The sequence below is a fragment of the Thermodesulfobacteriota bacterium genome (genome assembly GCA_039028315.1).
Lineage (GTDB): Bacteria > Desulfobacterota_D > UBA1144 > Nemesobacterales > UBA2774 > CR02bin9.
The window spans coordinates 1-4539 of sequence record JBCCIH010000189.1 but is presented as its reverse complement, the minus strand read 5'-3'; the positions used below and the strand labels follow the sequence as shown (position 1 = coordinate 4539).

Sequence of the window (4539 nt, the reverse complement as noted above, 5' to 3'; positions counted from 1 at the left end):
TCAAAAACGGCAAATTAATGGACGCAACTGTATCTTTGATTGATCCGCAAACCGAAGAGAAAGTTGGCCAGGGAAGAACTTACAAAAAAGAGAATACAAATCCTATGATACTTACTCTTGAGCCTGGCATCTACAATGTAGAAGTAGCATCTGTAGAGATTGAAGGCAAGCCAACGCAGGTGTTAGAAGGAATTGAAATTGTAGCCGGCGAAAGGGTTGAGAAAGTTGTAGATTACTCAAGCGGGACAATTAAAATAGGAGTAACAAAAGGTCAGAAACGAATAGACGCCGTGGTAAAGGTTATAGATGCAAATACTGGAGAGAATGTTGCCCAGGGCAGGAGTTATACAGGAGAGAAAACAAATCCAAAGGTTTTTGATCTAGAGCCGGGCACTTACAATGTTTTAGTTGAGCCTGTTGGAATTAAAGATAATCCTTCACAAACATTTGAAAACATAGAAGTAGCAGCGGGAGAAACAGTAGAAAAAACTGCTGAGTTTTCAAGCGGTGTATTAAAAATAGGCGCTTTTGAGGGGGAGAAGTTTATGGATGCTGTTGTATATGTTACGAACTCTGAAACTGAGGAATCAGTAACCCAAGGCCGCACATACAAAAGCTCCAAGAGTAACCCTAAGACTTTTGAGCTTTCCCCGGGTACCTATGATATATCCGTAAAAGCGCTTGGTATAACTAATAATCCTATAATAGAGTTTAAAGGGGTTGAGGTTGTTGGCGGCGAGGAATTAGAGCATAAAGCTCAGTTTGAAAGCGGCACACTTAAAATTGGCGCAAAGGACGGCGAGAAGCTTGTTCAGGCAACTATAACTGTTACAAACTCAACTACCGGTGAAAGAGTTTCAAGTGTGATCACATATCCTCAGGCTAAATCAAATCCTAAAGTTCTAGTGCTTACTCCTGGTGTTTATGATGTAAATGTGACAGCAGCAAAAATGAGCACTAAGCCTTCACAAGATTTTAAGTCCATAGAATTAAATGCGGGCGATACAATTGAGGAAATAGTTCAATTTCCAAGGGGCACAATCAAAGTAAGTGCGAGTAGCTCTGGAGAAAATATACAATCTACAGTTCGCATTAAAGATCCTAAGACTACTGAGCAATTAACTTATGGGTACACAGATGAAAAGCCGAGAAATAATCCAAAAGAGTTTATTCTTCCTCCGGCTTCATATGAAGTCGTTGTAGAGGCGTATAAGATGGAAGGTAAACCTGAGAAAGTCTTTAATATAGAGTTAGGCTCCGATGAAGTTGTAGATTTGAACGCAGACTTTTAGAATTATTAACTAGTGAAAGATTATATGTGCTGCAATCAGTGATAAGGCTAGTATTATTCCAAAGTGTGCCGCGCTCTTGTGAGATACTTCTATAAACCTGTCATGAGGCAGCCTGAATCCGTTTTTGATAATTGTAGGAACTGCGATTATTGCAAATCCTATGACTATTACCCAAGCGGTTCTAACAAAGTAATTCAGCTCAGGAAATACAGTCTGGAAAATGAGTGTAATGAACACGCTTGCTAACATGGTAACTAAAACCAATCTTTTTGACGGCGAGTACAGGAACATTGCAGACATTATGATTATCACAAATCCGATTTTAATATAATAAGACATTGCATTAAACCAGTGAGTAAGTGGAAACTCGGGGTTTCCAAATTTCACGTAGACTACTATAAAAGCGAAAATAGCCCCGGTAACAAATGAAGCCATTATCGAGTATCTACCCATTTTTACAATTTGATTATCCGAGGCGCCAGGGTTTAAATACCTCTTATAAATATCAATTGACCATAGGGTTGAGACAGAGTTGTAAATAGAATCTAGAGTACTCATCAGTGAAGCGAAGAGACCCGTTAAAATTATTCCACTCACGCCTACGGGAAGAAAGTCGTTTACAAGTGTAAGATAGGTCAGATCCGGATCATTGAGCGGATCATCTTTTAATATCCCTGCAAGCGCAATTCCAGGGACTATTATTATTAAAGCCATTACATATTTAAGAACGCCCCCTACAAGAAGGCCAATTTGTGCCTGTTTTAGGTCCTTAGCGGCCAGTGCGCGCTGGAGTATTACCTGGTTCGCTCCCCAGTAATTTAAGTTTAACAGCAGCATCCCGAATATACCGATCCACGGCAGAGTATCATGATCGCTAGGCAGATGAAGGTGCATTAGATCCCCTGTTGTGTTCCAGAGCTCACCCCAGCCGCCTAGGTGATGAATAGCGACAAATAGTATTACAAATCCGCCCATTACCAGTAGAATAAATTGAACCACATCCGTTCTAACCACGGCTCTCAGCCCCCCAAGGTATGTATAGACTGCAGAGAAAGCGCCGGTAACAAGAATTAGAATTCCAAGCTGGGTGGTTACGTCCAAGTCAAAGTGGCTAAACAGCTCACCAAAAACTCCATTAACTGCATATGCTGCCCAGAATAGTGCTGTACCCAAGTACATAAATGAGTAGAGAATTATCATAAAGATAGAGTAGGCGAGGGCCACTTTTGCACCCAGTCGCGCCTCAAAAAACTGAGTAATAGTTATTACCTTCATCCTAAGGTAGATAGGCACAAAGACGAATGCAGCAATCAGGATTCCGAAAATGGCGTTTATCTCAAGGTTGGCCTGAGCAAGTCCGAAAACATAAGCGGAGCCTGCCATGGCGATAAAGTGATTAGCCTGAACGTTTGTGGCTATAGTAGAGACTGCAATATAGGGCCATTTAAGCGATCTGGAGCTTAAAAAATATTCCTCTACCCCGACATCGGCTTTGGCTCTACTCCAGATGCCGATCGCCATAATTACAACAAAGTACGACAGTATGATTAATAGATCTATAATCATGATTAATGGTGAAAGGGCTTTTCGCTAATTTAATTTCTACATTGTATTTGGATTCGACAATATCACAAGTATGCAGAAAAATATTATGATTGTAGCTTATGTGCCTTTGAGGTATGGTTTGTATTGTTGTTTTGAAGAAGGAGGATAATAATGAAATATTTAATGGCCTTAGTCTTGATCGTTTCGTTTAGCGTTCATGGCATCACAAAAGAAGAAAGTCCAGATATTTTAAAAACACAATTAAAACAAGCTAATCAAAACTTCACCTATGACGGCAAGCCGATTCATCCGGGCTGTATAAATGAGTTCAGCGTCAGTATGGCGGACTCCGGTCCTCCAATTGTAAGGGCCATTGATCTCAAATCATGTGTGTCCAGTAATGAGTTCGCAACAAATTTCAAAGTCGGAGATGATGGATATATTGAGTATCAATATGAAGATTCAGGAGATACAAACTACTTTGCTTACAAATACATAGGTAAGGCAAAGGGAGGGCTTCATATACTTGATACAAAGTGGTCCGGTGGAGGCACAATGGTTGCAAGAACAGTATTTCTGACAAGATTTGGCATAGAAAAATATAAAACATTTAACACTGAAGGGAATATTGATGTTGAGAATAGATTGATTCTAAAGTGCATTGGCCAAATTGTAAGAGGTGATAGGGACATTGGCAGCATCGAGCTTAGAGATGACAAATTAATTCTGGGAGACTCACAGTACCGAAATAAGATGGAGGTTATAAGCTTTGACTAAACTTTGGCTGCTATTGGTTAATAACAAAATATATTGTATGATGGTTTTAGTGCTGATATTGGGCGCTTATTCCTGCGGATCAGACGGCGGCGATGATTCTAATGATGATTCAGATCAAGACATTGTAAGTTTATGCATAAGAGAGTGCGTGCAGCAAACCGGGGCTTCAGAAATATGTGATACTGAGTGCAAGTGTGCCGCGGAAAAACTTTCAAGTGAATATACTGACGAAGAAATTCAAGCCCATGTAGAAAACATAACCCAAGAAAAAATAAGAAGCGCCGAAAGTATTTCTATACTAAAATACGCCCTTAAGTCGTGCAGAGAAAAGTAACTTGCTTTCTCTGGTTAAAAAATAGGCTTGGTTTGAATTTAGTCGGGTTGGAAGATGATAATAGTTGGTTCAAACCAAGCCTCCCCAAATCTACAAATTAACAATTGCTGTTATTATCTTTCAAGCTCTACTTTGAATGTATCAGCAAACCTGGTCAGAATATGAAATGTGCCATTGACGATATTTAACTCTGCAATTTGAGCATCATCAAAGTGCTTCCTTAACTCATCTATTGATTCCTGACTTGCGGCAACATTCTGAGCAAGTTCTTTTGAAAATCTAACCACAGCTTTTTCTCTATCATCTAGAGCCGGGCTATTCTCATCTGGAACAGCATCAATTTTCTCCTCTGTAAGACCTGCTCTTTTACCAGCGCCGGTGTGATGAGCAGTGCAATAAGAGCAGCCGTTTAGCTTAGTGGTAGTAAGGATAGCAAGCTCTTTTGTTGCATTATCCACTTTGCTTGGTCCAAGTGTAGCTCCAAGAAGCGGCATAAAGCACATAAATAGCTCTGTGATATTGGCCATTCCCTTAAGCACATTTGGTACTACTCCAAAAGATTTCTCCAACTGCTCGTAAACAGCCTTAACG

Annotated in this window: 5 protein-coding genes; 3 read left to right on the top strand and 2 right to left on the bottom strand. The window is 40.1% G+C overall.

What is annotated here, in order from left to right:
- Nucleotides 1-1292, top strand: a 1292-nt coding sequence (locus AAF462_10340; protein MEM7009520.1) for a hypothetical protein, incomplete at its 5' end; no start/stop codon positions are given.
- A 9-nt stretch (nucleotides 1293-1301) separates the two neighbouring features.
- On the opposite strand, the gene AAF462_10335 is transcribed toward AAF462_10340, so the two are convergent.
- Complete coding sequence (locus AAF462_10335) at nucleotides 1302-2813, bottom strand: sodium/solute symporter (GenBank protein MEM7009519.1); 1512 nt, start codon at nucleotides 2811-2813, stop codon at nucleotides 1302-1304.
- Nucleotides 2814-3008: 195 nt separating this feature from the next.
- On the opposite strand from AAF462_10335, the gene AAF462_10330 reads away from it, so the two are divergent.
- Both AAF462_10330 and AAF462_10325 read left to right on the top strand, forming a co-directional pair.
- The gene (locus AAF462_10330; GenBank protein ID MEM7009518.1) at nucleotides 3009-3614 is read left to right on the top strand and encodes a hypothetical protein; all 606 of its coding nucleotides are present in this window, start codon (nucleotides 3009-3011) and stop codon (nucleotides 3612-3614) included.
- On the top strand, nucleotides 3607-3948 hold the full coding sequence (locus AAF462_10325; protein MEM7009517.1) for a hypothetical protein: 342 nt from the start codon (nucleotides 3607-3609) through the stop codon (nucleotides 3946-3948). Before AAF462_10330 ends, AAF462_10325 begins: the two co-directional genes overlap by 8 nt.
- Nucleotides 3949-4061: 113 nt before the next feature.
- On the opposite strand, the gene AAF462_10320 is transcribed toward AAF462_10325, so the two are convergent.
- Nucleotides 4062-4539, bottom strand: a 478-nt coding sequence (locus AAF462_10320) for a carboxymuconolactone decarboxylase family protein (GenBank protein ID MEM7009516.1), incomplete at its 5' end; no start/stop codon positions are given.

Excerpts from the sequence above, each read along its gene's own strand:
- AAF462_10335 (MEM7009519.1), bottom strand. The coding sequence starts at position 2,813 with ATGGCGATCGGCATCTGGAGTAGAGCCAAAGCCGATGTCGGGGTAGAG.
- AAF462_10330 (MEM7009518.1), top strand. The coding sequence starts at position 3,009 with ATGAAATATTTAATGGCCTTAGTCTTGATCGTTTCGTTTAGCGTTCAT.